General features: G+C 60.6%; 26 protein-coding genes. 14 read left to right on the top strand and 12 right to left on the bottom strand.

Annotated features, from left to right (window positions below; translation table 11 throughout):
* Positions 1-45: 45 nt before the first annotated feature.
* Genes BUE38_RS12890 through BUE38_RS12865 form a run of 6 tightly spaced genes read right to left on the bottom strand, consistent with a single transcriptional unit; the run spans position 46 to position 5,952 of the window.
* Positions 46-432, bottom strand: coding sequence for a Na+/H+ antiporter subunit G (locus BUE38_RS12890; RefSeq protein ID WP_073435621.1), 387 nt, complete (start codon positions 430-432; stop codon positions 46-48).
* Positions 433-450: 18 nt separating this feature from the next.
* Positions 451-720 (bottom strand): K+/H+ antiporter subunit F, encoded by a 270-nt coding sequence (locus BUE38_RS12885; RefSeq protein ID WP_073435620.1) that lies wholly within the window; start codon positions 718-720, stop codon positions 451-453.
* On the bottom strand, positions 714-1,211 hold the full coding sequence (locus BUE38_RS12880) for a Na+/H+ antiporter subunit E (protein WP_073435619.1): 498 nt from the start codon (positions 1,209-1,211) through the stop codon (positions 714-716). The genes BUE38_RS12885 and BUE38_RS12880 overlap by 7 nt, the downstream gene beginning before the upstream one ends.
* A 28-nt stretch (positions 1,212-1,239) precedes the next feature.
* Complete coding sequence (locus BUE38_RS12875) at positions 1,240-2,745, bottom strand: monovalent cation/H+ antiporter subunit D (RefSeq protein WP_073435678.1); 1,506 nt, start codon at positions 2,743-2,745, stop codon at positions 1,240-1,242.
* 2 nt (positions 2,746-2,747) lie between these two features.
* The gene (locus BUE38_RS12870; RefSeq protein WP_073435618.1) at positions 2,748-3,092 is read right to left on the bottom strand and encodes a Na+/H+ antiporter subunit C; all 345 of its coding nucleotides are present in this window, start codon (positions 3,090-3,092) and stop codon (positions 2,748-2,750) included.
* Position 3,093: 1 nt separating this feature from the next.
* On the bottom strand, positions 3,094-5,952 hold the full coding sequence (locus BUE38_RS12865) for a monovalent cation/H+ antiporter subunit A (protein WP_084541918.1): 2,859 nt from the start codon (positions 5,950-5,952) through the stop codon (positions 3,094-3,096).
* A gap of 267 nt (positions 5,953-6,219) precedes the next feature.
* Here BUE38_RS12865 and BUE38_RS12860 point away from each other — a divergent pair, with 267 nt between their 5' ends.
* The 3 genes from BUE38_RS12860 (at position 6,220) to BUE38_RS22555 (ending at position 8,653) form a co-directional block, all read left to right on the top strand.
* Complete coding sequence (locus BUE38_RS12860; RefSeq protein WP_084541917.1) at positions 6,220-7,503, top strand: lytic murein transglycosylase; 1,284 nt, start codon at positions 6,220-6,222, stop codon at positions 7,501-7,503.
* Positions 7,504-7,586: 83 nt separating this feature from the next.
* Positions 7,587-8,213: a retropepsin-like aspartic peptidase RloA3 gene (gene rloA3, locus BUE38_RS12855; RefSeq protein ID WP_073435617.1), complete on the top strand. Its 627-nt coding sequence runs from the start codon at positions 7,587-7,589 to the stop codon at positions 8,211-8,213.
* Positions 8,214-8,317: 104 nt separating this feature from the next.
* The gene (locus tag BUE38_RS22555) at positions 8,318-8,653 is read left to right on the top strand and encodes a hypothetical protein (RefSeq protein WP_143166307.1); all 336 of its coding nucleotides are present in this window, start codon (positions 8,318-8,320) and stop codon (positions 8,651-8,653) included.
* On the opposite strand, the gene BUE38_RS12850 is transcribed toward BUE38_RS22555, so the two are convergent.
* Positions 8,622-9,338 carry a 16S rRNA (uracil(1498)-N(3))-methyltransferase gene (locus BUE38_RS12850; RefSeq protein ID WP_073435616.1) on the bottom strand — a complete coding sequence of 239 codons (717 nt, stop codon included), beginning with the start codon at positions 9,336-9,338 and terminating at the stop codon, positions 8,622-8,624. The two genes, BUE38_RS22555 and BUE38_RS12850, sit on opposite strands and share 32 nt — an antisense overlap.
* 101 nt (positions 9,339-9,439) lie before the next feature.
* Between BUE38_RS12850 and phaR the strand changes: the two genes are divergently transcribed.
* The 4 genes from phaR to BUE38_RS12830 all read left to right on the top strand — a co-directional run bounded on the left by phaR (position 9,440) and on the right by BUE38_RS12830 (position 12,744).
* Positions 9,440-9,898 carry a polyhydroxyalkanoate synthesis repressor PhaR gene (gene phaR / locus BUE38_RS12845; protein WP_073435615.1) on the top strand — a complete coding sequence of 153 codons (459 nt, stop codon included), beginning with the start codon at positions 9,440-9,442 and terminating at the stop codon, positions 9,896-9,898.
* 79 nt (positions 9,899-9,977) lie between these two features.
* Positions 9,978-11,261, top strand: coding sequence for a phosphoribosylamine--glycine ligase (gene purD / locus BUE38_RS12840; protein WP_073435614.1), 1,284 nt, complete (start codon positions 9,978-9,980; stop codon positions 11,259-11,261).
* 177 nt (positions 11,262-11,438) lie between these two features.
* Positions 11,439-11,882 (top strand): acyl-CoA thioesterase, encoded by a 444-nt coding sequence (locus tag BUE38_RS12835; protein WP_073435613.1) that lies wholly within the window; start codon positions 11,439-11,441, stop codon positions 11,880-11,882.
* On the top strand, positions 11,872-12,744 hold the full coding sequence (locus tag BUE38_RS12830) for a phosphoribulokinase (RefSeq protein ID WP_073435612.1): 873 nt from the start codon (positions 11,872-11,874) through the stop codon (positions 12,742-12,744). Before BUE38_RS12835 ends, BUE38_RS12830 begins: the two co-directional genes overlap by 11 nt.
* Positions 12,745-13,018: 274 nt before the next feature.
* Here BUE38_RS12830 and BUE38_RS12825 read toward each other — a convergent pair whose 3' ends face one another.
* Entirely contained in the window at positions 13,019-14,227 is a 1,209-nt protein-coding gene (locus BUE38_RS12825) for a cation:proton antiporter (protein ID WP_073435611.1), read from the bottom strand.
* A gap of 217 nt (positions 14,228-14,444) precedes the next feature.
* Here BUE38_RS12825 and BUE38_RS12820 point away from each other — a divergent pair, with 217 nt between their 5' ends.
* Together BUE38_RS12820 and coq7 are read left to right on the top strand one after the other, a co-directional pair.
* Positions 14,445-14,786, top strand: a complete 342-nt coding sequence (locus BUE38_RS12820; protein WP_073435610.1) for a histidine triad nucleotide-binding protein — start codon at positions 14,445-14,447, stop codon at positions 14,784-14,786.
* 186 nt (positions 14,787-14,972) lie between these two features.
* A complete protein-coding gene (gene coq7, locus BUE38_RS12815) occupies positions 14,973-15,617 on the top strand; it encodes a 2-polyprenyl-3-methyl-6-methoxy-1,4-benzoquinone monooxygenase (protein WP_073435609.1) in 645 nt (214 codons plus the stop codon).
* Between the two features lie 52 nt (positions 15,618-15,669).
* Here the strand turns inward: coq7 and mnmC are convergent, their stop codons facing one another.
* Positions 15,670-17,739: a bifunctional tRNA (5-methylaminomethyl-2-thiouridine)(34)-methyltransferase MnmC2/FAD-dependent 5-carboxymethylaminomethyl-2-thiouridine(34) oxidoreductase MnmC1 gene (gene mnmC / locus BUE38_RS12810; RefSeq protein ID WP_073435608.1), complete on the bottom strand. Its 2,070-nt coding sequence runs from the start codon at positions 17,737-17,739 to the stop codon at positions 15,670-15,672.
* A 182-nt stretch (positions 17,740-17,921) separates the two neighbouring features.
* A complete protein-coding gene (locus BUE38_RS12805; RefSeq protein ID WP_073435607.1) occupies positions 17,922-18,221 on the bottom strand; it encodes a YciI family protein in 300 nt (99 codons plus the stop codon).
* A 312-nt stretch (positions 18,222-18,533) separates the two neighbouring features.
* On the opposite strand from BUE38_RS12805, the gene BUE38_RS12800 reads away from it, so the two are divergent.
* On the top strand, positions 18,534-19,388 hold the full coding sequence (locus tag BUE38_RS12800) for a PHP domain-containing protein (RefSeq protein ID WP_307725410.1): 855 nt from the start codon (positions 18,534-18,536) through the stop codon (positions 19,386-19,388).
* On the top strand, positions 19,385-20,008 hold the full coding sequence (locus BUE38_RS12795) for an L-threonylcarbamoyladenylate synthase (protein ID WP_073435605.1): 624 nt from the start codon (positions 19,385-19,387) through the stop codon (positions 20,006-20,008). Before BUE38_RS12800 ends, BUE38_RS12795 begins: the two co-directional genes overlap by 4 nt.
* A gap of 48 nt (positions 20,009-20,056) precedes the next feature.
* Here the strand turns inward: BUE38_RS12795 and BUE38_RS12790 are convergent, their stop codons facing one another.
* Positions 20,057-21,121 (bottom strand): ion transporter, encoded by a 1,065-nt coding sequence (locus tag BUE38_RS12790; protein ID WP_084541916.1) that lies wholly within the window; start codon positions 21,119-21,121, stop codon positions 20,057-20,059.
* Between the two features lie 21 nt (positions 21,122-21,142).
* The gene (locus tag BUE38_RS12785) at positions 21,143-22,045 is read right to left on the bottom strand and encodes a CYTH domain-containing protein (protein ID WP_073435604.1); all 903 of its coding nucleotides are present in this window, start codon (positions 22,043-22,045) and stop codon (positions 21,143-21,145) included.
* A gap of 127 nt (positions 22,046-22,172) precedes the next feature.
* On the opposite strand from BUE38_RS12785, the gene BUE38_RS12780 reads away from it, so the two are divergent.
* The 3 genes from BUE38_RS12780 to argA all read left to right on the top strand — a co-directional run bounded on the left by BUE38_RS12780 (position 22,173) and on the right by argA (position 25,712).
* The gene (locus BUE38_RS12780; RefSeq protein WP_073435603.1) at positions 22,173-22,853 is read left to right on the top strand and encodes a TIGR00153 family protein; all 681 of its coding nucleotides are present in this window, start codon (positions 22,173-22,175) and stop codon (positions 22,851-22,853) included.
* 79 nt (positions 22,854-22,932) lie between these two features.
* The gene (locus BUE38_RS12775) at positions 22,933-24,198 is read left to right on the top strand and encodes an inorganic phosphate transporter (protein ID WP_073435602.1); all 1,266 of its coding nucleotides are present in this window, start codon (positions 22,933-22,935) and stop codon (positions 24,196-24,198) included.
* A 203-nt stretch (positions 24,199-24,401) separates the two neighbouring features.
* On the top strand, positions 24,402-25,712 hold the full coding sequence (argA, locus tag BUE38_RS12770; RefSeq protein ID WP_073435601.1) for an amino-acid N-acetyltransferase: 1,311 nt from the start codon (positions 24,402-24,404) through the stop codon (positions 25,710-25,712).
* Positions 25,713-26,156 lie beyond the last annotated feature (444 nt).

Here is a 26,156-nt window from a genome sequence, read left to right as displayed (position 1 = left end):
ACAGGCCGCCCAAAGGGCGGCCTGATGGTTGATGCCTGAGGCAGGTCATTCCCGGTTGGGAGAGTGCATCACAGGCGTTTCGGCCTGTTCTTCCTCGAGCAGCTCGACGGGCTTGCCGCGTGTCTTGTCGAGATATTTCAAACGCTGGTGCAGGCCTGTCTTGGCCAGTAGGTGGGCACTCACCGGGGCGGTAATGAACAGGAAGATGGTGATCAGTAATTCCTGCAGATGGGTGCCGCCACCGATGATACTGAAATAGATTATCGAGGCGATAAGGATGCTGCCGATCCCCAGAGTGGTAGCCTTGGTCGGCCCATGCAGGCGCATGAAGAAGTCGCGCAGGTGGGCCATCCCCAGCGAGCCGATGAAGGCAAACAGGCCGCCGGCGATCAGTAACGCGGAAATCAACCCTTCGAGAATGACGTAGAACATGGCTTGATTGTGCTCCGTTTATTCGATGATATCGCCGCGAAGCAAGTACTTGCATACCGCAACGGTACTGATGAAGCCGAGCATGGCGATCAGCAGGGCAGCCTCGAAGTAGGTCTTGGTCCCCATCCAGATGCCCATCAGGATGATCAGGGCGATGGAGTTCACGTACATGGTGTCGAGGGCCAGAATGCGATCCGGCATGCTCGGGCCGACGGTCAGACGAAAGAGATTCAGCAGCAGCGCCAGGCCAACCAGCGTTGCGCTGATGGTGATCGCGGTGTCTAGCATTCGAAGATCTCCTTCAGCGGCATCTCATAGCGCTCACGAATGGTACGAATCAGCGTCTCGTCGTCTTCCACATCCAGTGCATGGATCAGCAGGGTCTTGCCATCCATACGCACATTGGCCGAGACCGTGCCCGGTGTCAGGGTGATGGTGCTGGCCAGCATGGTGATGGTAAAGCGCTTCTCTAGAGTCAGCGGATACTCGACAAAATGAGGCCGTGTGCGGCGCCAGGGATTGATGATGATCCAGGCCACCTGCAGGTTGGCGACGATGATGTCGCCGACGACCCGCAGAAAGAACCGCAGCAGCTTGAAGGCATTGCCGATATCCGGTTGTACGTCCCAGAAACGTCGGGTAAGCAGGGGGATGACGATTGCCAGACCGGTGCCAAGCAACAGGTGCCCGACAGACACCTCATTGACCAGCAGCAACCACACCACCAGCAGCAATATCGAGAGAACCGGCGTCGGTAGCCAGCGTTGTGCAGGAATCATCGGACATCTCCCTCGAGGAATTGTGGCGTCATGATGCGTCCTCTTTCGGTGTCAGCAGGGCCTCGATCATTACGGAAGGTTCGCTCAACTGAACGGCAGCGGCATCAGTATATTGGGTCAGGGGGCCGGCCAGTACGACCATCAACGGGGATGCGGCCAGCAGCCAGCAGACTCCCGCCCACTGCCAGCAGGACTGGCGGCTGTCGTTGTCATCGCTCTCCTGTCCACGCCAGAACAGCGTCGAACCTGCCCGGGCGAGGGCGATCAGTGCGCACAGACCTGTCGCGAGCAACAGTGGCCACAGCCACAGGCGCTGAGCCCCTTCGGCCGCTGCCAGCAGCAGTACCTTGCCGATGGCGCCGGACAGTGGCGGTAGCCCCGCCACGGTGATGGCGCCAATCAGGAACAGCAGGGCCGTGCCCATGCCGGGAGCTCGTCCCTTGACCAGGCGCGTTCCGGCCTTGCCCCGCTGGAGCCCGATCATCTCGGCCAGCAGGAACAGACCACCGGTGACCAGGGTGGTATGCACCAGGTAGAACAGCAATGCCGAGACAGCGGCGGGGGAGCGCATCCCGACACCCGCCAGCAGGGTGCCTACCGAGACCAGTACCAGATAGGCGACCAGCATGCGCAGGTCACGTGAAGCCAGTACTCCGATACCGGCAATGGCGAGGGTGGCCAGGCCCAGCCACCAGACCCAGGGTTGTTCCAGGGCTTCCAGAGGGCCGGCGTCTTCGCCGAAGATCAGCAGGTACACCCGTAGAATGGCGTACACGCCGATCTTGGTCATCACCGCAAAGAGAGCGGCCACCGGCGGAGGTGCTGCGGCATAGGCACGGGGCAGCCAGAAGTACAGGGGCAGAATGGCGGCCTTGAGCCCGAACACCACCAACAGCAGTAGTGCACCGGCCACCACCAGGCCGCTGCGTTCCGGATCAAGCTGGCTGACCGCGGCCGCCATATCCGCCATGTTGAGGGTGCCGGTAGCTCCGTAAAGCATGCCGACTGCAAACAGGAACAGTGCTGAGCCAGCGAGGTTGAGCACCGCATAGTGCACTGCAGACTGGATGCGCGACTTTCCGCCGCCATGCAGCAGCAGGGCGTAGGATGCCAGCAGCAGCACCTCGAAGAACACGAACAGGTTGAAGAGATCGCCGGTCAGGAAGGCGCCGTTGATCCCCATCAGCTGAAGATGGAACAGACCATGGAAGTTGCTGCCCTTCTCGTCGTCGCCGCCACAGGCGAAGACCACGCAGCCGACGGCCAGCAGCGCCGTCACCAGCACCATCAGTGCCGACAGACGATCCAGCACCATGACAATACCGAAGGGTGGCTGCCAATCGCCGAGGGCATAGTACTGGACAGTACCGGAGTCAGCCTCGCGCAACAGCAGGAAGCTGATCAGCAGCAATGCCAGAGTGGCAACCAGGCTCAGTGCACGCTTGAAACGAGCGCCACCGAGTCGCGACAGCAACAACACCACCGCCGTCGCCAGAGGCAGGACGATCGGCAGAACAATCAAATGCGACATCAGCATCAGCGACGATCCTCCCGCTCTTCTGCCTTGCGGCCATCGACATGGTCATTGCCCATGTCACCGCGTGCCCGCATGGCCAGGATGACGGCGAACGCCGTCATGGCAAAACCGATGACGATGGCGGTCAACACCAGTGCCTGGGGCAGTGGGTCACCGTAGGAGCCGGGACCATCGATGATGGCTGCGGCATTGGACGTCAGGCCACCCATCGAGAACAGAAACAGGTTGACGGCGTAGGAGAGCAACGTCAGCCCGACAACCACGGGGAAGGTGCGACCGCGCAGCATCAGATACAGTCCGCTGGCGCTCAGCACACCAGTGGTGATGGCGTAGAGCATTTCCATGTCAGATGGTCTCCTTGCCTTCGTTCTTGTCTTCCGACTTTTCATCAACGCGGTGCAGGCCTCTGGCCAGGATCTCCGGGTCGACCTTGACGGGACGATGTGGGGTAGTGACCTTGCCCAGATTGGCCAGAATCATCAGTGTGGCGCCGACCACGGCCAGATAAACGCCAAGGTCGAACAGCAAGGCCGTGGCCAATTCAATGTCACCAACCAGCGGGATATGGAAGTGGCCATAGGATGAAGTCAGGAAAGGCGCCCCGAACAACCAGCTGCCGATCCCGGTCAGGGTCGCAATGCCTACGCCGAGAATTGCCACCGGTTGATAGGGGAAGGCCAGACGCTGTTGTGTCCACTCCACGCCGCGTGCCATGTAGATCAGGATCAGCGCCACGGCGGTGATCAGGCCAGCGATGAAGCCACCCCCGGGTTGGTTGTGGCCACGCAGGAAGATGAATACCGAGACCAGCAACGCCAGTGGCAGGATGGTCTGCGAAACCGTCATCAGCAGCATGGGATAACGATCCGGACACCAGACTCGTCCCTCGCTGTCGCTATGCGGCATGAACAGACGTAGACGATTGAGCAGCTTGTAGATCGCCAGACCGGCAATGGCCAGTACGGTGATCTCCCCAAGGGTATCGAAGCCACGGAAGTCGACCAGAATCACGTTGACCACATTGTGCCCGCCGCCGCCGGGTACGCTGTTGTCGAGGAAGAACTGGGAGATGCTGCTGGTCTCGCGTGTCAGCACGGCATAGTTCAACGCCGCCACGACCACGCCCAGCGCACTGCACAACAGCAGGTCCCGCAGACTGCGCAATGGGCTGGATTCCCGCGGGGTGCGCTGAGGCAGGAAGAACAGTGCCAGCATCAGCAGAATCATGGTCACCACCTCGACCGACAGCTGGGTCAGGGCGAGGTCCGGTGCCGAAAAGCGCGCAAAGGTCAGCGACACCACCAGACCAACTACCGACAGCATCAGCAGTGAGATCAGACGATAGCGGTGAGTCACCGCAGTGCCGATGGCGGTGAAGATCAGCAGGACCGCGCCGAGCACCAGCACGCCATCCAGTGGTTGGTTGCCCTTGCTGCCGGTGAGATCCCCCAGGTGTGCCAGACCAATACCGGCCATCAACAGTGCCGCCGTCAGCAACAGGGCCATGAAGCGCTGGAGCGAGGCATTGTCGAGATAATCGGTGATTGCTTCGGCGCGATCGGCGATGCATTGAATGCTGGCCTCGAATATCAGGCTGGCATCCCGTGCAGGGAACTGGCGCATGAAGCGGTTGACGAAGCGGTACATCACATAGACCAGCACACCGGCAACGGTCGCCACAACGCTCATCAGCAGGGGCAGGTTGAAGCCGTGCCAGATGGCCAGATGGAAGTCTAGCGGTTGCTGTAGTACCGCGGTGACGGCCGGGGCCAGCAACCAGTTGGTGACCCCGGGCAGCAGGCCGACAAGGATGCAGAGCACAGCCAGCAGCTCGGAGGGAGCCCGCATCAGGTACGGTGGCTCATGGGGTGTTTTCGGCGTCGCATGGCGAGCTTCGGCGAAGAATACGGCATGCACGAGACGAACCGAGTAGGCAACCGACAGTATGCCGCCGATGGTGGCCAGAATCGGTAGGACCAGACTGACTCCGCCCAGTGCCTGATTCTCGACGGTGGCGGTGAAGAACAGCTCCTTGGAGATGAAGCCGTTGAACAGCGGAATACCGGCCATGGCTGCACCAGCGACACTCATCACCACGCAGGTGATCGGCATGGCCCTTGCCAGTTTGCCGAGGCGCGATAGATCACGGGTACCGGCTTCATGGTCGATGATGCCGGAGCACATGAACAGTGCGGCCTTGAAGGTGGCGTGGTTGAGAATATGCAGCATGGCGGCGAGCACAGCCATGGGGGTGCCGATGCCCAGCAGTACCGTGATCAGTCCCAGATGGCTGACCGTCGAGAAAGCCAGGATGCCCTTGAGATCGGCCTTGACCAGTGCAAACCAGGCCGCATAGACCATGGTGATGATGCCCGTGACGGCGACGAGTACCGACCACAGATCATTGCCGGCCAGTGCTGGATGCAGGCGCGCCATCAGGAAGATTCCTGCCTTGACCATGGTGGCGGAGTGTAGATAGGCCGATACCGGCGTAGGTGCCGCCATGGCATGGGGCAGCCAGAAGTGGAACGGGAACTGCGCCGATTTGGTGAAGGCGCCCAGTAGAACCAATACCAACATCAAGGGGAAGCGTGGGTCGGCGGCAATCACATCCCCGCTGTCGAGCACCACCTGCATGTCGAAGCTGCCGGCCATATCGCCCAGCAGCAGCAGGCCGGCGAGTAGCGCGAGGCCACCGGCACCGGTCACGGTCATCGCCATGCGTGCGCCCTTGCGCGCTTCCGAGCGGTGCGACCAGAAGCCGATCAGCAGGAACGAAGACAGGCTGGTCAATTCCCAGAAGATCCACAATACCAGCAGGTTGTCGGCCATCACGATGCCGACCATCGAGGCCATGAACAGGATCAGATAGGCATAGAAGCGCGCATGTTTCTCGTGCGCTTCGAGGTAGTAGTGTGCGTAGAGGATGATCAGCAGGCCAATGCCGAGAATCAGCACATTGAACATCAGCGACAGGCCGTCGAGCCGGAAGGCCAGGTCCAGGCCGAGCTGGGGTATCCAGTCGATGGCGACTCGCGGGAAATTACCGGCGGTGATTTCCGGCAGCGCGGCAAGCGACATGGTCAATGCAATGGCGGGTAATACAGCGGTGGCTAGCGTGCACAGTGGCCGTGAACGTTTGGCCACCAATGCTGGAACAAGCACACCCAACAGGGGCAGCAATGGGATCCAGAACAAGGTCATCAGTTGGTCATCCTGCGCGGTCCGTGAACATGGTGAGTGTTGCGAGGGCCGGGACGTCCGTGCCTCCATCCTCGCTGGTCGGTGCCTTCTACCATCGGCATCTCTCTCGTGATCGCGGCCTCACTTTACCCGAAATCGACGGCTGACGTCCTCCTTATGGATTGCTTTATCGGGCATAAATATACCGGCTCTGCGTGCACCTCTGGTATGGAGCTGCCAGCTGAGTCATCATTGCCGGCATCCCGACAGCCAAGGAATGCTTTCGTCATGTTGATGCGTTTTCTGCTCCCCACCGTCCTGCTGCTGCCGCTGCTCGGCTGTCAGACTACGACCGCCGCGTCCTCCGAAGCCAACGGCCAGACCTCCAGTGTCAGTGCCGAAGAGACCAACGGGGACACTTCCAGCGGGGGCGCTGCATCCGCCGAACCCCAGGCCGCCAGCTTCGAGGAGTGGCTTGATGGCTTCCGTCGCCAGGCGCTTGCCGAGGGCATCAGCGAGTCCACGCTGGACAAGACACTGAATGGCTTGCGCTTCCGTCCTCGGGTCATCGAGCTGGATGGCTCTCAGCCGGAGTTCGTGCGTCCCATCTGGGAGTATCTGGATACCGCAGTGTCGGATACCCGAGTCAGTCAGGGACGCAGTCAGCTGTCCGACAATCGTGGTGCCGTGGATGCCGCATCCCGGGAGTACGGAGTGCCGAGCGAAGTACTGGTGGCCATCTGGGGGATCGAGAGCAACTATGGCCAGAACTTCGGCGACTTCTCGACCCTCGAGTCACTGGCCACCCTGGGTTACGAGGGCCGTCGACATGAATTTGCACGCTCGGAGCTGATGGCCGCGATGACCATTATCGAAGCCGGCGACATTGCTCCTGAGCGGATGAAGGGCTCCTGGGCGGGAGCCATGGGCCATACCCAGTTCATGCCGTCCAGCTTCGTGGAGTATGCCCGCGACGGTGACGGCGACGGTCGGCGCGATATCTGGGCCAGTATTCCCGATGTCATGGCGTCCACCGCCAACTATCTCGCCCGAGCAGGGTGGCGCAGCGGCGAGCCCTGGGGCGTGGAAGTCCAGCTAGCGAACGGGTTCGACTATAGCCAGACGGAGATCACCACTCGCCACAGTTCGGCACAATGGGCTGATCAGGGGGTAGTGGGACTGGGCGGCGCGGACCTGCCGAACTTCGACGAGGCCTCGGTGATCACTCCGGCTGGCGCGCGCGGACCGGCCTTCCTGGTTGGACCGAACTTCCGTGCCATCCTGCGCTACAATAATGCCACCAGCTATGCCCTGGCTGTGGCCAAGCTGAGCGACCGCATCGCCGGGCGTGCAGGTATTCAATCCAGTTGGCCGCGTGATGACAGGCCACTATCACGCAGCCAGGTGCGTGAGATGCAGGCACAGTTGAATGCGCTGGGCTATGACGTGGGAACCCCGGACGGCATTACCGGTCCCAATACCCGCGCAGGCCTCAGGGCCTGGCAGCGCGATCAGGGGCTGGTGCCTGATGGCTACGCCACACTGAACGTGCTCAGCCAGCTCCAGCGCTGATGCCTCTCGAAACCGAACGGTAAACGCAGGAACCAGATGCCGCCCACCGCTGTCGGGCGGCATCTTGCAGATGAGGACCTCCAATGATCTCGAGCAGAAAATCCCTTGTCCGTGCCTGGACGCTGGCACTTGCCCTGTTGCCGTTGAGCGGCATTGCCATGGCCGATGATGACCATGACAGTCCCGAGGTATTCGGCTGGGTAGAGAAAGCGACACTCGCGCCCTGGGACGTCGAGGTCAAGGCCAAGCTGGACAGTGGAGCGCTGACATCGTCGTTGGATGCGCGCGATATCGAGCGCTTCGACAAGGATGGCGAACCCTGGGTGCGTTTTTCCCTGGAGCTGACCGACGAGGCTACAGGGGAGGACTTTCGCAAGGAACTGGAGCGCCCCCTGTACCGTGATATGTCGGTGCGCGGTGCCGGTGGTCGGGACGAGCGGCTGGTGGTTCTGCTCAAGGTCTGTCTGGGCGATACCATCCACGAGGAGCAGTTCGGGCTGCGCAATCGCGAAGACATGATCTATCCGCTGTTGCTGGGGCGTCGTACCATCGGCGAACTGGGACTGCTGGATGTCAATGAGACCTTCATGACCGAGCCGAACTGTACCGAGGATTCCCCGGTCATCGAGCATGAAAGTGAAGGTGAATATGATACCAACCGTACCGATGACGAGAATGACGACGATTCGGACAGCGATTCCGATAGCTGAAGATGGTCCCGTGGCCCGATAATCTGTTGTCGGGCCAACTTCCCCTCTAATACCCTGGTGTGGTGTCCCCTATTATTAACCCGGCATGCTTTCATGTTGGGTTAATGGCGGCACAGGGACGTGCCGCCGTCGGCCATCAGGCCGACGCGAGGCCGCACCACACCAGCAGACCCGTGCATCTGCGCCAGTGTGGTGCGGACGACAATCAAATCGATCAGGATGAGCTATTTGATTGCCATGTTCATAACCCGGCATGCTTTCATGTTGGGTTAATGGCGGCACAGGGACGTGCCGCCGTCGGCCATCAGGCCGACGCGAGGCCGCACCACACCAGCAGATCCGTGCATCTGCGCCAGTGTGGTGCGGACGACAATCAAATCGATCAGGATGAGCTATTTGATTGCCATGTTAATAGAAAAGCCGCGACAGTAGCGCGGTAACCGCGGTCTCCACGCGCAGGATGCGTGGCCCGAGATGAATACCTTCACATCCTGCCTCGAGCATACGCTCGACCTCCCAGTCGATGAAGCCGCCTTCCGGGCCGATGAGCAGCACACTCTCGTCGGCAATGCCCCGCGGACATTCACTGGGCATCCCTGGGTGGGCCAACAAGCCACGACGCTCGCGGAGCAGCTCCGGGAGCTGGTCTTCGACGAATGGACGGAAACCACGGGCGGTATCGACGACCGGCATGACGGTATCCCGGGCCTGTTCCAGGCCAAGCACCAGATGCTGATGAATCTTCGCCGGATCGAGTTCCGGTGACTGCCAATAGCTCTTTTCCACGCGCTTGCTGTGCAGCAACGTCAGCCGCTTGACCCCAAGAGACGTGGCATGCTCTATGCTTCTGGCCAGCATTCGTGGACGCGGAAGTGCCAGCACCAGATGGACTGGCAACGGGGCCGGAGGGGGCTGATCGAGGGACGAGATATCGAAGCAGGCCTCATGCTCGCTCAGCGATAGTAGTTTGCCTCGGCCCAGAGAGCCGTTCTCGATGCCCAGTGTCATGGCATCACCGACGCAGGCGCGGTGAACCTGGCGAAGGTGGAGCAGGCGACGTGGATCCGTCACCCGTGCCATACCGGCCTCTGCGACGTCTTCGGGGGCGAGCATTATCAGATTCATGTGGCCTCGTATGCGGGATTGTCTTGCAAGGCGCCTTTTGCGGTGCAAAATGGATATCAATGGAAGTTTCCGACTCTCCTCATACTTCAAGGAGCAGCACCGTGCGCGTAATTCGCAAGTATGCCAATCGTCGGCTCTATGATACCGAACAGAGCCGGTATGTGACGCTCGAGGATCTGCGTAGCCTGATTCTCGAGGAAGAGCCGTTTCGCGTCGAGGATGCCAAGAGTGGTGAGGATCTGACGCGCACCATTCTGCTGTCGATCATCATCGAGCAGGAACAGGCTGATGGAGAAGCCGAAGTCTTCTCCAATGACCTGCTGGAACAGTTGATCCGCGTCTATGCCATGTCGCAGCCCCTGCCATTGGCTCGCTATCTCGAGCAGGGCACGCGATTGATGCTCGAGCAACAGAAGCAGATGCAGGATCAATGGCAACAGGCCATGCGTCATTCACCCATGGAACTGATGCGTGAACTGGCTGAGGAGAACATGCGCTTCTGGCAGAACACCATCATGCATGGTGGGCCGGGGAAGGAAGACGATGACAAGTCGTCGTGAAGCCTGTGCAGCAGCGGCGTAGGGTGGCATTTTCTGCCATAATGCCGCCTCAATTGTCACTCGAAAGGTAGTTGAGCGGATGAAGGTCCTGATCATCGGCGGCGGTGGCCGCGAACACGCCCTGGCCTGGAAGGTTGCCCAGTCGCCCCGTGTCACCGAGGTATTTGTTGCTCCCGGCAATGCCGGTACGGCACTCGAACCTGCCTTGACCAATGTCGACATTGCGGTGTCCGAGTTGGATGCGCTGGTTGAGTTCGCCCGCAGCAACAGCATCGAGCTGACCATCGTCGGGCCGGAAGCGCCGCTGGTCGAAGGTGTCGTTGATCGTTTCCGTGATGCCGGACTGAATATCTTCGGTCCCAGCCAGGCCGCGGCTCAACTGGAAGGCTCCAAGGCCTTTACCAAGGATTTCCTGGCCCGCCACGCCATTCCCACAGCGGAATACTGCACCTTTACTGCTGTCGAGCCTGCTCTAGCCTGGCTGGCCGAGAAGGGCGCGCCGATCGTGATCAAGGCCGATGGCCTCGCTGCCGGCAAGGGCGTTATCGTGGCCATGACCGAGGCCGAGGCCGAGGTGGCAATCCGCGATATGCTCGAGGCCAACGCCTTCGGCGATGCCGGTGCCCGTGTGGTCATCGAGGAGTTTCTTGAGGGAGAGGAGGCCAGTTTCATCGTCATGGTGGACGGCGAGACAGTGCTGCCGATGGCGACCAGTCAGGACCACAAGCGTGTGGGAGAAGGCGATAGCGGACCCAATACCGGCGGCATGGGCGCGTACTCGCCGGCACCGGTGGTGACTGATGCTGTCCACCAGCGCATCATGGATCAGGTCATCATGCCCACCGTGCGGGGCATGGCGTCCGAAGGCAATGCCTATACCGGCTTCCTGTATGCGGGCCTGATGATCACCGCCGATGGGCAACCACGGGTTATCGAATACAACTGTCGCTTCGGAGATCCGGAGACTCAGCCGATCATGATGCGCCTTGAAAGCGATCTGGCCGAGCTGTGTCTGGCCGCTGCTCAGGGAAGCCTGGCCGGGCATGATTGTGAGTGGAACCCGAACCCGGCCATCGGTGTGGTCATGGCGGCTCAGGGCTATCCCGGCAGTTACCCGAAGGGCGATGCCATCAACGGCATCGAGGCAGCCGATGCGTTGGGTTGCAAGGTATTCCATGCCGGCACCCAGCAGCAGGGGGATGAACTGGTGACTGCCGGTGGACGTGTGCTGTGTGTCACGGCGCTGGGCGATGATCTGTCACAGGCTCGCCAGCGCGCCTACAAGGGTGTGGAGGCGGTTACCTTCGATGGCGCCTTCTGGCGCAATGATATCGCCCATCGCGCCATGGCGCGCCAATCCTGATACCCGATTTCGGCAGCGGGGCTTGCCATCTTGCAGGCTCCGCCTTGCCACTTTCCTTTCGGCGCCCCATCGACACAGACAACACCAACCTGAGGCAGGGCATGCAGGTTGGCTGGCAGTTGTCACTGTGCTGCGGCTCAAGACAACTCGCCTGACAATAACGAACAAGGAGCGAGCATGGAGCGCGTAAGACTCGAGTTTCCTGAAGACGCCATTGTCCACCGGCAGCCACTTTCGGTGCGTATCACCGATATGAACTACGGCCGCCACCTCGGGCATGATGCGGTCATTTCACTGATGCACGAAGCGCGTGCCACAGCTCTGGCCCACTGTGGCATGAGCGAAGGTGATATGGGAGGTTATCCCTGTGTCGCTGCGGATCTTGCCGTGCAATACCAGGCGGAAGCGCGCTGGCCCGATCAGTTGGTGGTGGAAACTGCAATTCCTGTTCCCGGACGGCGGGTCATCGCTGTCTTTCACCGCATTCGTCGTGCACAGGATGGCCAGCCGGTAGCGACTGCAAGGGTCAATCTGATGCTGGTCGACCCTGAGGCAGGCCGGTCGGTAGCAGTACCGGAAGTCGTGCGTGCTGCACTACAGGGGGACGTCGATGTCGCGTGAATATCCGATCATCTCCGTGACCGGCTCGTCCGGCGCGGGCACCACCACGGTCAAGCGCACCTTCGAGCGCATGTTCGCGCGGGAGGACGTGCATGCAGCCTTTGTCGACGGTGATGCTTTCCATCGCTATACCCGCGAGGAGTTGGCGCGGATCTTCCGTGAAGAGCCCGAGCGCAAGGATGAGCTGTCCCACTTCGCCGTCGAGGCGAACCTGCTCGACCGGCTCAGTGATCTCTTTCAGGAGTATGGCGAAAGCGGCACGGGCACCTTCCGCCACTATATCCATGCTGAAGACAAGAAGATGATCGAGGCTGGCTATCAGGTCGGCACCTTCACCGAGTGGCAGCCATTGCCCACCGGGACGGATCTACTCTTCTACGAGGGATTGCATGGCGGCCTGGTCACCAGCGAAGTCGACATCGCCAGGCATGTGGACCTGCTGGTTGGTGTGGCACCGACAATGAACCTCGAGTGGATCCAGAAGATCGATCGTGACATGCATGCGCGTGGCTATACCCAGGAAGCGGTGATCGATACCATCCTCGGGCGCATGGATGACTATGTGCGCTATATCCAGCCGCAGTTCTCTCGCACCCATATCAACTTCCAGCGCGTGCCCACCGTCGATACCTCCAACCCCTTCGAAGTCCAGGACATCCCGACGGATGCTGAATCGTTCGTGGTGATTCGCTTCCGTGATCCGGCGACCGTGGACTTTCCCTACCTGCTGGCAATGATCCACGACGCCTTCATGAGCCGCCCGCACACTCTGGTGGTGCCGGGAGCCCGGCTATCTCTGGCCATGGAGTTGATCCTGGGCCCGCTGGTCAGGCACCTGCTGGCGCAGCGCAGGTTTCGTTAGCTTCCCTTGGCTACGAGCTGGCACATGTTCGTTCCCGACGAACATGCACACTTCCCACATCCATGTGGGTCGCGAGCTACGAGCAGCTCGAGCTGTAAGCTATAAGCTATAAGTTTTAAGCTGCAAGTGGCTCGAAGCTCGCGTCTCGAAGCTGGGTTTGTCTGTGTACCATGGAGCGGCACTGGACAGCTCGTGACTCGCAGCTCGACACTCGTGGCTTACGGCTTACGGCTTACGGCTTACGGCTTACGGCTTACGGCTTACGGCTTACGGCTTACGGCTTCTTCCTTCTCCCAAACCACCTTGCCATTGGCTGGGCGCTGATACCGTGCAGTACCACCGAGATCATCACGGTGAGCACGACGCTGGCGAGGATGTCGTCGCTGCCGGGAATCGGGTAGTCGGAATAGATCAGCAGTGCGAACAGGATGCTGGCCAGACCCCGGGGCCCGAACCAGCCAAGGAATATCTTCTCCCAGGCCGAAAGCCCCAGTCCGCTGAGCGATAGCCAGATCGGCAGCATGCGAATCACGGTAAGGTAAAGCAGCGCCAGCACCAGCGTCTTCCAGGAGGCAAACTCCAGTGCCAATGGCACCATCACGGCACCGAAGATCAGGAACGTGGCCATGGTCAGCAACTGGCCTTCGCTCTCCATGAACTCTTCGATGAAGGTCGCGTCGTGGCGTAGCTGGTTGCCGAAGGTCAAGCCGCCGAGAAACACGGCAATGAAGCCGTTACCGCCGGCAGCCTCGGCAGCAAGGTAGATCAGAAAGGCCACGGCCAGAAACAGGATACCCTGATGGACCACGGTGATAGTGGCGCGTTCGATAGCCAGGTCCAGCAGGCGTGCGAAACCCCAGCCCATGGCGATACCCACCAGGGGCCCCAGCGTCAGTTGCAGGGCAGCAAACAGCCACAGATTGTCGGGTGCGTGCGCCACGCTGGTACCCGTAGCGGCCACGGACATCAGGGCGGCGGCGAGGATGATCGGTACGGCAAGACCGTCGTTGAGGCCACTTTCCACATTGATCCCTTCACGTATCCGCTGAGGTACGCTGGGGCTCGAGACCACCGCCTGCCCCAGGGCGGCATCGGTTGGAGTGAGGATCGCCGCGACCAGTAGCGCCGTGCTCCACGCCAGCTCCGGCGATGCCCATCGGGCCAGTAGGGTGCCGGTCAGAATCGTCAGTGGCATACCGATCAGCAGCATTCGTGCCGGGATGGCAAAGTTGCGCTTGAGGCTGGACAGCTTGATCACGGAGGCATCGGCAAACAACACGATGATCAGCGTGATTTCAGCAATGGTCCGTGTCAGTTCATGCTCGATATCCATCGGCACCAGGTCGTGGGAGAGCGCATCCAGTGCCATGCCTGCTCCCATGAACACCATCGGCAGGCTCAGCAGAGAGGCGGAGATGCGACGTGACAGCAACGCGAACACGATGATCACACAGAGGATGATGATGTAGTCGCTGTGGTACATGGCGTCTCTCTGCTGAGTGGAGTGATAGGGACGTTTCCGGAAAGGTATCAGAACGGGCCTCAGGAAAGGCAATATTGCCGGGGCCTGCCCCTCAATGACTGACAGCCGGGCGGATGGCAGGTAATCTCGTGCATACCCGTTTTTCCTGTCCGCCAGGACCATCTCTGCCCGGGACCATGCTGTTCGGGAGCACTCTACTCGAAACCAGGAGTTTGCCATGGATTGTCTGTTCTGCAAGATCATCAATCGTGAGATCCCCGCCGATATCGTCTATGAAGACGACCAGGTACTGGCCTTCAATGACATCGATCCGAAGGCGCCAACCCACATGCTGGTCATCCCGAAGAAGCATATCCCCACGCTGAATGACATCACCGAGGAGGATCAGGCGCTGGTGGGTCGACTGCCGCTGACGGCCGCCAGGCTGGCCAGCGAACAGGGCTTTGCCGAAGATGGCTTTCGAGTGGTGATGAATTGCAATGAAGATGGCGGTCAGACGGTCTATCATATCCATATGCACGTGATGGGCGGTCGTCGCTTCACTTGGCCGGCTGGCTAGCTGGCGCACTGCGGACAAATGACTCCGCGACTCTCAAGCGCTCGACGCATGCGTGCATATCGGCGCCGCCTGTAGCCCTCAGGCGGCGCTTTTGCGTTATATGATGCCTGCTCCTCGGGCGGTTGGCGCTTCCTGGCCTGTAGGCACTCGGGCTAGAATGAAGCCGTCAGCGAAAAGGAGCTCAGCATGTCCCGCACTCTCAGCCGAGTCGACCAGGTAATTCATCAATTCGATAATGTTCTGCGCACTCTGGTGCCCGGGGCTGCGGCTGCCTCACGCCCGAGTCCGGCGACATCGGATATCGAGGATGGTGAAATGAGCACCGAGGAGCGAGAACACGCGGCGGGCCTCATGCGTATCAATCACACCGGTGAGGTCTGCGCCCAGGCGCTGTATCAGGGCCAGGGGCTTACCGCCAGGCTGCCGGAAGTGCGTGGCCAGATGGAAGAGGCTGCCCAGGAAGAGATCGACCATCTGGCCTGGTGTGAAACACGCCTTACCGAGCTCGATGCCCGCACCAGTCTGCTCAATCCACTGTTCTATACAGCATCCTTCGGCATGGGAGCACTGGCCGGTGCTATCGGGGATCGAATCAGCCTCGGCTTTGTTGCTGCCACTGAGGAACAGGTGGGGAATCATCTGGACGAACATCTGGAAACCCTGCCGCCTGGGGATCAGCGCTCGCGTGCGGTGTTGCGGCAGATGGCCATCGACGAGGCCCACCACGCCCAGCAGGCGCTGGAGGCCGGTGGTGCGCGCTTCCCCGGGCCGGTCAAGGCCGGTATGACGCTGATGTCAAAGGTGATGACCAGCAGCGTCAAGCGTATCTAGCTCATATCCAGCCCTGCCACTGCTCTGGTCTCACGGATCGGGGCCTCAGGGCTTATTGATGTTCCGGTACTGTTTTCCTCTGAAGCTGCTTCCCCTGGATCAGGTCGCGAATGGTGCGCCGGCCCGGGTGCAGGTGATCCACCAGCGGGGCTTCCAGTGGCAGGGGTTCATCGCAGATGCGCGATGCCAGTAGCTCTGCGCAGAGCGGGGCGCTGGCCAGGCCTCGCGAGCCATGGGCGGCACTGATCCACAGCCCGGGGTAGTGCTTGCCCGGTATTTTCGGGACTCGGGTGGCATCCTTGACCAGAACGGCATAGTCCTGATGCCAGGCGGCTGAATCGGGCACCGGTCCTGCATAGGGTGACTTGTCCGGGCTGGCGGCACGCACGCCGGCACGGCCGTCGAGTTGATGGTGCTGAGTCAACTGATCAATGGCCAGTGACTGACCAGAGGCAGCGAGCAGTGCCGTGTAGCCGGGAAGTGTCTGGTCGAGTTCGGCGAGATTGGCACTGTGGTCCTCGCTGAGCGTCTCGTTACTGCTGTTGTTCGGTACAAAGGTGGCACCGAAGGTCAGCCAGCCATCCAGCGGAGGCGCAACATAGCCGCCTGCGCAGACCACTCTCGCCGGAGCAGGCATATCGTTGGTCAGCGCCAGGCGGCTGACCTGGCCTCGAACCGGCTGCAGCGGCAGGCTAGCGCTCTGCACAAGATCACGCGCTCCCATGGCTGAGGCAATGACCACCTGATCGACGCTGACCTGCTCGCCATTGTCGAGGTTCAGCAACCAACCTCCCTCCGGTACGAGGGTCAGGGCATCAACGTTCTGTCGAACAACACGGACTCCGCTGCTCTCGGCCAGCCGCTCACAGAGCTGGCGAGGGCGAGCCCAGCCGGCCAGACCGTAGTCGAGACCACCGTGGGGCAGCGGCAGACCCGCCAGTTGTGACGCCTGTTCGGCATCGACCTGACGCACCACTTCCCGAGGCAAGGGGTGGTGGGCCATGAAGCGCTGCTGGCGCCGTCTTTCACGGTCCGTGGTGGCCAGTTGCAGTACGCCTGTCTGGCGCCATAACTGTTGCTCTGGATCGAGGCGTCCGAGCCAGCGTTGGCTGTAGAGTAACCCGGCCAGGTAACAGCGACTCTGCAGATTGGTGTCGGCTGCCAGCTTGACGTAAAGCGCTCCCTGCTCGTTGCCGGAGGCTCCGCTGCCGGGGCCTTCGCGATCGAACAGAAGAACTTCCATGCCCCGTCGTGCCAGGGCCTCGGCCATGCTGGTACCGGCGATTCCGGCACCGATGATGGCTACGCGAGTGCACGGCTGTGGCCCGGGCGATGTAAACCAGGGAGAGGCCTGGCGACGGATGTCCTCTGGTGGTGCATCGATCTCGCCGGCCAGCATCTCCCGCTTGCGACCGAACCCCGGAACCTTTCGCCAGCGGAAGCCTGCAGCCTTGAGACCGCGCTTGACGATGCCGGCGCAGGTAAAGGTGGCAAAGGTGGCACCTGGTCGCGAGCGTGCGGCCATCAGTGTGAACAATTCCGGCTGCCACATCCGTGGATTCTTCGACGGGGCGAACCCGTCGAGAAACCAGGCGTCGACCCGACCATCGAGCAGCGCCAGTCGCTCGCAGCTGTCGCCGATGTGCAGGTCGAGAATCACTCTGGAGGACAACACCAGCCGGTGAATGCCAGTGACTGCTGCCGGCCATTGGGCCACCAGCGTCGCTGCCTTGTCAGCGAGGTCGGGCCAGACCGATAGCGCTCGTTGCAGGTCATCGTGCTGCATCGGAAAACACTCGGTCGAAATCAGATGCAGGCGAGCGTCTGCTGGCGCATGTTGCTCGAAGCTCTGCCACGCGCAAAGCATATTGAGACCGGTACCGAAACCGGTCTCGCCAATCACGAAGGGGCGCGACTCGTGCCAGGCGGCGAAACGCTGCGGCAGTCGATTGGCGTCGATGAACACATGCTGCGTTTCGGCGCGGCCGTCGTGGCGCGAGAAGTAGACATCATCAAAGGCGGTGGAGTGCGGGCTGGTGGCACCGCTATCATCGCTGCGCCAGTCGAGCAGGGCGGTTTCGGCAGCTGCCAGGGCAGGCAGACCATCGGGAGCTATGGGCACTACGGCTTCACCGGTGATTGGTCAGGATTTGATCAGTTGCCTTTCAGCGCCGTGACAAGCGGCTTGCAGAAAGACGTCCGCGGCGTTTCAACAGACTTTTCCACAGCTCCTGTGAGTAACCGCCTGTGGATGAAATATCCTGTGGTTATCTTCCACGGCGGTTACTTGGGGACGCTGGCGCGTCAGGGCAGTGCCTTCTTGAACGGCTTGACGGTCACGGATGCATAGACGCCGGCAATGATATAGGGGTCGGCATCGGCCCAGGCCTGGGCGCTGGCCAGATCATCGAATTCGGCGACGATCAGGCTGCCGCTGAAACCGGCATCACCGGGGTTCTCGCTGTCCACGGCCGGATGCGGGCCGGCCAGCACCAGTCGGCCTTCATCGCGCAGGTTCTCGAGCCTGGCCAGGTGATCCGGGCGGGCGGCCATACGCCGTTCCAGGCTATCTTGTACATCTTCGCTGATGATCGCGTAGAGCATCGAATTTTCCTCGGTTACCTCCAGCCCTTCATGGCCGGAAGACGGTGGGACGGAACATGTGACAGGTTGCCAACCCGACAATGTCTTGCTGTCGGGTCTATCGCGGCACGGGAAATACTGCCGCGGTCGGCATCTCCGCAGTAGGCACTGTCGGGACATCGCCATTGACCGGCGTGCAGCACCGCGCGCACCATGTACTCATTATTCTGACAAAGACGTCGCCTGGCGTCATGCAAAGGACATCCCGAAACCATTCTCATGCCCCCATTGCCTGATCAATTCGATGGCGAAACGCTCGCTGTGGACCTTCACATGCACTCGACGGCGTCCGACGGTGCCCTTTCCCCCGAGGCACTGCTGGCGCTGTGCGCCGAACGCGGTCTCAGCCACATGGCACTGACCGATCACGATACCCTGGCCGGCGTTGCCGAGGCGCAGGAAGCGGCGCAACGTTACGGCATTACGGTGCTGCCGGCAACGGAGCTGTCGTCCCAGTGGCATGGCATCAATATTCATGTAGTGGCGCTGCTGCCCAATGGCATTGGAGCTCGCCTCGAAGCGGGGCTGGTTTCCCAGGCCGAGGCGCGCGAGCTGCGTGCGCAGACGATTGCCCGACGTCTGGAACGAGTGGGCCTCAGCGATGCCCTGGCTCGAGCCAGGGCGCGGGCAGGTGAGCGCCCCCTGGGGCGGCCAGACTTTGCCCACCTCATGGTCGAGGATGGTCTGGTACCGGACCTTGGCGCGGCCTTTCGCAAGTATCTCGGCAGTGGCAAGCCCGGAGACGTCAAGTCTCACTGGCCCTGGCTGTCGGAAGTAGTGCAGTGGGTACTGGATTCCGATGGTGTGGCAGTGCTGGCCCACCCATTGCGCTACAAGCTGACGCGCCGCAAGCGGGGTCTGCTGCTGGAGGACTTCCAGGCGGCTGGTGGCCAGGCGGCGGAACTGGTCAGCGGCTTCCAGAATGGCGATGTCACTCGAGACCTGGCCCGTCAGTTGGATGAGCGCGGGCTGTACGCTTCTCTGGGCAGCGATTTTCACTTTCCCGGTGGGCATCTGGCGCCGGGCGCCATGAGCCCGGTTCCCCGGACTTCGGTAGCACCGGTATGGCAACATCCCCGGCTGGCTGCCTGGAGACAATCACCAGCCTGTGGTCAGGAGGCGTCATGACGCAATACTTCCAGATTCACCCGGACAACCCCCAGAAGCGCTTGATCGATCGTGCTGTCGAGATTGTCGGCAAGGGCGGTGTGATTGCCTACCCAACCGATTCCGGCTATGCGCTCGGCTGCCACCTCGGGGACAAGAAGGCCATAGAGAAGATCAAGTGGTTGCGTTCGCTGGACGACAAGCACAACTTCACTCTGATGTGCTCGGATCTTTCGGAGATCGGCACCTACGCCAAGGTCGACAACGCGGTGTTTCGTCTGCTCAAGGCCCATACTCCAGGGGCCTATACGTTCATCCTGCAGGCCACCACGGAAGTTCCGCGGCTGTTGCTGCACCCCAAACGTCGCTCGATCGGCGTGCGCGTACCCGATCACGCCATCACTCGTGCTCTGATCGATACGCTGGGTGAGCCGATGATGAGCGTGACCCTGATCCCGGTAGGAGAGGATCTACCGATGACCGATCCCGAGGAGATTCGCGACCGTTTTGGCGCCCACCTGGATGCGGTGATCGACGGCGGCGCCTGCCATCTGGAGGCCACCAGTGTGGTAGACCTTCGCGAGCTACCGCCGACCATTGTCCGCCGTGGCCGTGGTGACCTGAGCGGCTTCGAGGACTGAGCTGGATACTGGTTTGGCGTCCCACAAGTTGACTTGTGGGACGCCACACTAGACGCCGGGGCCGCTGCGGGGCGGGGGAGTCTCTTCGTCGTCATCGCTGTCCGAGGACTCGGGTTTCTCTGGCCCATCCGCTGATGGCTGTTTGTCTTCACCCGCTGATGGCTGTTTGTCTTCACCCGCTGATGGCTGTTTGTCTTCACCCGCTGATGGCTCTTCATCACCCCCCGCTGATGGCTCTTCAATTTCCTCGTCGGGGGCATGAGGGTCCGGGGTGGTCTCGTCCAGCCAGCTGCCACACAGTAGACAGTATCGTGCGCGCTGCTCATGACGGTCGTGACCGCAACCGGGGCAGGCTTCCTCGGAGTATCGATCGGAGCGAATCGAGCGAATGACTTCTGCCGAGAAGACCCCGGTAGGTACGGCAATGATCGAATAACCGATCAGCATGACGACCACGCTGATGGCCTGGCCCAACGGTGTCACCGGAGAAATGTCGCCGTAGCCGACGGTGGTCAAGGTGACCACGGCCCAGTAGATTGCCACTGGAATACTGGTGAAGCCGGCTTCGGGGGGTTCAATCAGATAGATCAGTGAAGCGAAGATGGTCACCAGCATGAACACGGTGAACAGGAACAGGAATATCTGCCGTCCACTGCGTCTGAGCGCGTCGAGCAACAAGCGCCCCTCGCCGATGAACTCCATCAGTCGCAATACGCGGAAGATGCGAAGCGCGCGCAGCATGCGCACTACGATCAACGACTGGGCACCGGGTACAAGCAGGGCCAGCCAACTAGGCAGGATCGAGATCAGGTCGACAAGGCCGTAGAAGCTCTTCAGGTACTGCCAGGGACGCTCGAGACAGTAGAGTCTCAGTGCCAGTTCGACGGTGAACAGAATCGTGAAGCCCCACTCGATGGTACGGAACCAGTCACCGTAATGTTGGTGCAGTGAAACCACGCTATCCAGCATCACCACCAACACACTGCCCATGATCGCGGTAATCAGCGCGATATCGAAAACCTTGGCCGTCAAGGTGTCGGACTCGAAGATGATCTGGAAAATACGTGTGCGCAGCCCTTCTGCGGCCGGCTTGTAACCGTTGATCACGGTCATATCCTTGCTCCGGTGGACGGTTCAGCCTATGTCGATATGGTCCGGCAGTTGACGGGCCAGATCCAGCAGCATGCCGCCGATCTCCGGTGTCAGCCAGGCGTCCCTGTCGATCTGGCACAGCTCCATGGCGGATCGACGTGTGGATAGCTGAGCCGCCAGCGCCGTGGTGCTCTCGCTCAGTGTCGGTGTTTCGCGACCGAGGCGTTCGAGTGCTGTGATGGCGTCGCTGAGCCATATCGTGGCGCCAGTGTCGCTGAAGGCGTCCAGTGCGGTATTGATGCTGTGCAATAGCTCAGCAGGCAAGGCGGGCTGGAGTCGGGGCCAGTTGCCAAGCAGAAGAGCCGCACCACGTGCCGCCTTGCTGGTGTCTGAAGGGCGCAGTGCGACCTGGTCGACGAAGCGCTCAGCCAGCTCCGGCAGGCAAGTGAGGTCGCCGTCCTTGAGCTCGAGTTCCAGCTCGCGAATGGTCACGCTGTGCCCAGCCGCGCGGATCTCTCCTTCATCGAGGGCCAGCTCGATGTGGTTGCCGTCCAGCGACAACCACCAGGTCTGGCGGTGGAAGTCAGTAGTGAAGCGTGGCTCGAGGCGTTCGAGCAGACCGTCCGGAAAATCACTGATGGGGGGCAACTTGGCCAGTCCTGCCAGGTCCAGCGTTGGTTCAGTGACCGGCCACTCCCATTCACCGCGTTGCGAGACGCCGCCACTCCCCTGGCCACTGGTCTTGAGTGTTTGAACCCAACCCTTTCCAGTGCGTCTGAGGCGCAGGGCCATCCGTGCCCGCTTGAGGTCACCTGCCTCGGTATCGAAATAGGTATTGGTCAGTTGATCACGGGAGGAAGGGTGCTCGGCCAGAAGCGGGTGCCGACGCAGTGCTTCGGGGCCCTGCTGACCAAGGGCCAGCTTCATTTCCACTTCCTGGCTCATCAGGTATTTCTCCGTATATCAGTCGAACGAGAGGGAACAGCAGCAATATGACATTATTTTTTCCATGACGTGACACTGACGTATCACTATACTGACGCCGCCATTTATTCAGTGTCCGTGACTACCCATGGTGACAGCAAATCCGTTTTCCGTGATGTTTGGCCGCTCGCCGTTTCAGCCGTTGCTGGCCCACATCAAGAAGGTTCATGCATGCTCTGCCGAGCTGCTGCCGTTTTTCGAGGCGTCTCTCAAGGGCGACTGGGATGCGGCGGGTCGGCATCGTGAAACCATCATGACCCTTGAACATGAGGCAGACTCGCTGAAAACCGAGTTGCGTCTCAACCTACCCAACACTCTGTTCCTGCCGGTATCGCGCTCCGATCTTCTGGAGCTGATCTCGGTGCAGGACAAGATCGCCAACAAGACCCGTGATATCACCGGCATCATGCTGGGTCGACAGATGCGCGTTCCGGAGCCCCTGGCGGAGCCGATGCGTGACTACATCGAGACGTCGGTCGCGAGTGTTGCCAAGGCGCGTCAGGCGCTGGAAGAGCTGGGAGACCTGCTCGAGTCTGGTTTCGGTCGCAATGTGACTGAGCTGATGCAGAAGTTGATCCGTGACCTCCACGATCTCGAGAACCGTACGGACGAACAGCAGATTGCCATTCGTCGACAGTTGTTCGAGCTCGAATCCAGTCTGCCGCCGGTCGATGTGATGTTCATGTATCAGATCATTCTGTGGATTGGTGAGGTGTCCGACCGCGCCGAGCGGGTCGGTAGCCGTCTACAGATCATGACAGCGAACTGAGCTCTGACTCCTGGAGACCGCCTGCGGGCGGTCTGTGTACATCTGGATCCTGTTTCGAACGTTTCAAGGGTTGTATCCCATGTCGATCATTACTCAGTACGGCGATATCTTCGTCCTGATGGCCTGCGCATTCGGCTTTTTCATGGCCTGGGGCGTCGGTGCCAACGACGTGGCCAATGCCATGGGCACCTCGGTAGGCTCACGTGCCATCACCATCCGTCAGGCGATCATTATCGCGGTGATCTTCGAATTCCTCGGTGCCTGGTTGGCCGGTGGCCAGGTCACTGAAACCATTCGCAAGGGCATCATCGATCCTGCGTTGCTGGTGCATGATCCCCAACTTCTTGTTTACGGCATGCTGGCCTCGCTGCTGGCCGCTGGAAGCTGGTTGCTGATTGCCTCCATGAAGGGCTGGCCGGTATCCACCACCCACTCCATTGTTGGGGCCATTGTCGGCTTTGCCGTGGTGGGGCTGGGCATGGACGCAGTCGGCTGGCCGAAGGTCGGTCAGATCGTGGCCAGTTGGGTGGTGTCACCGCTGCTCGCAGGATCCATTGCCTTCATGTTGTTCCGCTCGATCCAGAGTATGGTGTTCGAGGCGGACGATCCGTTTGCTGCCGCTAAACGTTATGTTCCGATGTATGTGTTCCTGGTCGGCTTCATCGTCTCCATGGTGACCCTGGTCAAGGGACTCAAGCATGTCGGCCTGCATCTGTCCTTCCTGGAGAGCCTGCTGGCGGCGCTGGTGATGGGTCTTGTGCTGATGGGGATCAGTATCCAGCGTGAGAGGCGCATCAGTCGTAGCCAGAAGAAGCTTGATTCCTTTGGTTTTGAAGGAGTTGAACGGGTATTCGGCGTCTTGATGATCTTCACTGCCTGCGCCATGGCCTTTGCCCATGGCTCCAATGATGTGGCCAATGCGGTTGGTCCGCTGGCTGCGGTGATCAGCGTAGTGGAGCATCAGGGCAGCATCGAGACGGCCTCGTCGATTCCCTGGTGGGTACTGGTGTTGGGTGGTGGCGGCATCGTGGTTGGCCTGGTGACCTATGGTCACAAGGTGATTGCCACCGTAGGTACCGGAATTACTGAACTGACGCCGAGCCGTGGTTTTGCGGCCACTCTCGCCGCCGCGACCACTGTGGTGCTGGCTTCTGGCACCGGACTGCCGATCTCGACCACGCACACGCTGGTCGGAGCGGTACTGGGCGTAGGCCTGGCCCGTGGTATTGCCGCCATCAACCTGCGCGTCATCGGCACTATTGTGATGTCCTGGTTCATCACTCTGCCGGCGGGGGCTGGCCTGGCGATTGCCTTCTTCTTCATGTTCAAGGGAATCTTTGGCTGAAGCTTCTCCATTGATTTTCTTCACCGATGGCGCCTATGGGCGCCATCGGTGTTTTGATTGTCCGCTATGCGTTGTGATGGACCTGGTAGCGGGTGGTTGAGCGTCTGGCCATGCTCTGGCGCATGGTGGCGATGCGGGCTGTCATGACCCTCTGATATAGTGATTCGATTACCTCTGTTATTGCCTTGTGGAGCTGCGCTGTCTTGAACACGCCCTTTTCCTTTGTTGACTGGTTCCGTCATTCGTCGCCATACATCAACGCCCACCGTGGGCGTACCTTTGTTGTGCTGATCGAAGGTGAGGCCATGGAGGGCGAGCGAGGGGAGTCGTTGATTCAGGATCTGGCCCTGCTGCATACCCTTGGTGTGCATCTGGTAGTGGTGTTCGGCATTCGTTCCCGTGTCCATCGCGTGCTCGAAGCCGAGGGAATTCAGCCGGTGCGCCATCAGGGGCGTTGGGTGGCGGACGAAGCCATCATGGCGCGCGTCGAGCGCGTCGCGGCGGAGCAACGCCTGTGGCTCGAGGCACGGCTGTCGCTGGGGCTGCCCAATACGCCTCTGCATGGCATCGAGTTGACGACGGTTTCAGGCAACCTGGTCATGGCCAAGCCGCTGGGAGTCCGGGACGGCGTGGATTTTCATCGTTCCGGTGAGGTTCGCCGTGTTCGGGCGGCGGGTATTCGTGCTCAGCTCGAGCAGCGAGTGCTGGTGTTGTTGCCACCGCTGGGATTCTCCAGTACCGGCGAGGTCTTTGATCTTGACGCGGCAGAAGTCGCTCAACAGGCGGCCATCGCCCTGAAAGCCGATAAACTCATCCTGCTGGGGGACGCGGACGGTCTGCGTGACGGCCAGGGGCAGTTGTTGCGCCAGTTGAGTCCATCCGAAGCGGCGCCGCTGCTGGCCGACGAAGCCCTCGTACCGGAGCTGGCTCGCCATCTGGATACGGCCTGCAAGGCAGCCCTGCATGGCGTGGCACGTACCCACCTGTTGTCCTGGCGGGACCCGGATGCGTTGTTGGGCGAACTGTTTACCCGCGATGGCGTGGGCACCATGATCACCCAGCATCGTTATGAGCAGTTGCGCGCCGCTGAGATCGGCGACATCGGAGGGCTGCTGGAGCTGCTTGAACCACTGGAGCGACGCGGCATGCTGGTGCCTCGCTCAAGGGAGCGCCTGGAACATGAGGTGGACGATTATGTGGTTATTGACCGCGATGGCATGATCATCGGCTGTGCTGCCCTGCATCGCTTTGCCGATACCAAAGTGGGAGAGCTGGCCTGTGTTGCCGTTCACCCGGAATATCGAGGTGGCGCGCGTGGCGAACGACTGCTGGCGGAGATCGAACGGCTGGCGAAGCGTGAAGGACTGTCCAGTCTGTTTGCCCTGACGACACATACGGCCCACTGGTTCCTCGAGCATGGTTTCGAACAGGCCTCCCTGGAGGCCTTGCCGCCGTTGCGTCGCGATGCCTATAACCAGGCTCGTAAATCGAAGGTAGTGTGCAAGTCGCTGTAGTTGTGCAGCTGTAGTTGTGCAGGTTGCTGTAGATCGAGTGTGCAGGTTGCTGTAGAAAGCTCCCTCTAGTTGTTCTCTTCCGAACAGTTCTCTTCCGAGCTGGCTACCGCTATTAACATGGCAATCAAATAGCTCATCCTGATCGATTTGATTGTCGTCCACACCACACTGGCTCAGATGCGTGGATCTGCTGGTGTGGTTCGGTCTCGCGTCGGCCTGATGGCCGACGGCGGCAGGTCCCTGTGCCGCCATTAACCCAACGTAAAAGTATGCCGGGTTAATATCTGGTGGCCAGCTATCCCTCCTGTGGCCAGGATGCCTGATTCGAAAGGCGAGTGTCGCGATTTTCTGTCACTCATTTCTGGGTTGATGTCTCCATATGGAGACTATGTATGTTGTTGTTTTTATGGGAATAGATATTTTCCATGGATTTTGTGTCCCTTA

The organism is Halomonas cupida (assembly GCF_900142755.1).
GTDB classification, from domain to species: Bacteria; Pseudomonadota; Gammaproteobacteria; order Pseudomonadales; family Halomonadaceae; genus Halomonas; species Halomonas cupida.
Note: the sequence above shows the minus strand (reverse complement) of the source record. Positions and strands in the feature narration are given on the sequence as shown.

Coding starts and splice junctions, on each gene's coding strand:
- BUE38_RS12890 (WP_073435621.1), bottom strand. CDS start 432: ATGTTCTACGTCATTCTCGAAGGGTTGATTTCCGCGTTACTGATCGCC.
- BUE38_RS12885 (WP_073435620.1), bottom strand. CDS start 720: ATGCTAGACACCGCGATCACCATCAGCGCAACGCTGGTTGGCCTGGCG.
- BUE38_RS12825 (WP_073435611.1), bottom strand. CDS start 14,227: ATGTACCACAGCGACTACATCATCATCCTCTGTGTGATCATCGTGTTC.
- BUE38_RS12865 (WP_084541918.1), bottom strand. CDS start 5,952: ATGACCTTGTTCTGGATCCCATTGCTGCCCCTGTTGGGTGTGCTTGTT.
- coq7 (WP_073435609.1), top strand. CDS start 14,973: ATGTCCCGCACTCTCAGCCGAGTCGACCAGGTAATTCATCAATTCGAT.
- BUE38_RS12860 (WP_084541917.1), top strand. CDS start 6,220: ATGTTGATGCGTTTTCTGCTCCCCACCGTCCTGCTGCTGCCGCTGCTC.
- purD (WP_073435614.1), top strand. CDS start 9,978: ATGAAGGTCCTGATCATCGGCGGCGGTGGCCGCGAACACGCCCTGGCC.
- BUE38_RS12785 (WP_073435604.1), bottom strand. CDS start 22,045: ATGAGCCAGGAAGTGGAAATGAAGCTGGCCCTTGGTCAGCAGGGCCCC.
- BUE38_RS12835 (WP_073435613.1), top strand. CDS start 11,439: ATGGAGCGCGTAAGACTCGAGTTTCCTGAAGACGCCATTGTCCACCGG.
- BUE38_RS22555 (WP_143166307.1), top strand. CDS start 8,318: ATGGCGGCACAGGGACGTGCCGCCGTCGGCCATCAGGCCGACGCGAGG.
- rloA3 (WP_073435617.1), top strand. CDS start 7,587: ATGATCTCGAGCAGAAAATCCCTTGTCCGTGCCTGGACGCTGGCACTT.
- BUE38_RS12800 (WP_307725410.1), top strand. CDS start 18,534: ATGCACTCGACGGCGTCCGACGGTGCCCTTTCCCCCGAGGCACTGCTG.
- BUE38_RS12880 (WP_073435619.1), bottom strand. CDS start 1,211: ATGATTCCTGCACAACGCTGGCTACCGACGCCGGTTCTCTCGATATTG.
- BUE38_RS12850 (WP_073435616.1), bottom strand. CDS start 9,338: ATGAATCTGATAATGCTCGCCCCCGAAGACGTCGCAGAGGCCGGTATG.
- BUE38_RS12805 (WP_073435607.1), bottom strand. CDS start 18,221: ATGCTCTACGCGATCATCAGCGAAGATGTACAAGATAGCCTGGAACGG.
- BUE38_RS12780 (WP_073435603.1), top strand. CDS start 22,173: ATGGTGACAGCAAATCCGTTTTCCGTGATGTTTGGCCGCTCGCCGTTT.
- BUE38_RS12790 (WP_084541916.1), bottom strand. CDS start 21,121: ATGACCGTGATCAACGGTTACAAGCCGGCCGCAGAAGGGCTGCGCACA.
- BUE38_RS12820 (WP_073435610.1), top strand. CDS start 14,445: ATGGATTGTCTGTTCTGCAAGATCATCAATCGTGAGATCCCCGCCGAT.
- BUE38_RS12795 (WP_073435605.1), top strand. CDS start 19,385: ATGACGCAATACTTCCAGATTCACCCGGACAACCCCCAGAAGCGCTTG.
- BUE38_RS12870 (WP_073435618.1), bottom strand. CDS start 3,092: ATGGAAATGCTCTACGCCATCACCACTGGTGTGCTGAGCGCCAGCGGA.
- BUE38_RS12830 (WP_073435612.1), top strand. CDS start 11,872: ATGTCGCGTGAATATCCGATCATCTCCGTGACCGGCTCGTCCGGCGCG.
- BUE38_RS12775 (WP_073435602.1), top strand. CDS start 22,933: ATGTCGATCATTACTCAGTACGGCGATATCTTCGTCCTGATGGCCTGC.